Genomic DNA, 618 nt, shown 5'->3' with positions numbered 1-618 from the left:
AGGTGCGTCATCGGGATTTTTTTGCCAAGGGCGATGCGGAAAGGGCACTGAATCGTGGCCTGCTGGAACGTAGCTTTGCGCGGGTTTGTTTTGACAGTCGGGCTTTGTTTGCCGCCAGTGCAGAGGACCCGGCAACACGGGAGGCCCAGCGCAAGAAGCCCCGGCTGCCGGTGCATGTGTTGCCGGGCGAGGCGGCGCCGGTGATTCGTTATGTGGGTCACCCGGATTTACTGGCCAACCGGCCGTTTCTTGCGCCCTGGGTCGAGCGGGTGGCGTGCTGGATTGAGGCAGGCAAGCAGCCCTGTGCGTTTATTCACATGCCGGATAATGGCGACGCGCTGGCCCTGGCTGCATTGTGGCACGAGATGCTGACGGAACGTTTGCCGTGGCTGACACCGTTGCCGTTGGGGCGGCAGGTGAGTCAGCCAGGATTATTCTGAGATAACGCTGAGACAACAAAGAGGCGAGTTTCGAAGTGCAGAACCCGGCCGGGTTTCGTTACTCGCCTCTCGTTGCTGTCTGTTAATTCAGTGCGATGAGCGTGCCATCGCGGCGGCGGGAATTTTCCGCCCACACCAGCAGATCGTAGTAGCGGCGAATATGACGGACGTACACCAC

General features: G+C 60.2%; 1 protein-coding gene. It reads left to right on the top strand.

The window, feature by feature from the left end:
• Positions 1 to 440, top strand: a 440-nt coding sequence (locus A3730_RS25085) for a DUF72 domain-containing protein (RefSeq protein ID WP_156501351.1), incomplete at its 5' end; no start/stop codon positions are given.
• Positions 441 to 618 lie beyond the last annotated feature (178 nt).

The sequence above is a fragment of the Alcanivorax sp. HI0044 genome (assembly GCF_001634945.1).
This window is presented reverse-complemented; position numbering and strand designations above follow the sequence as displayed.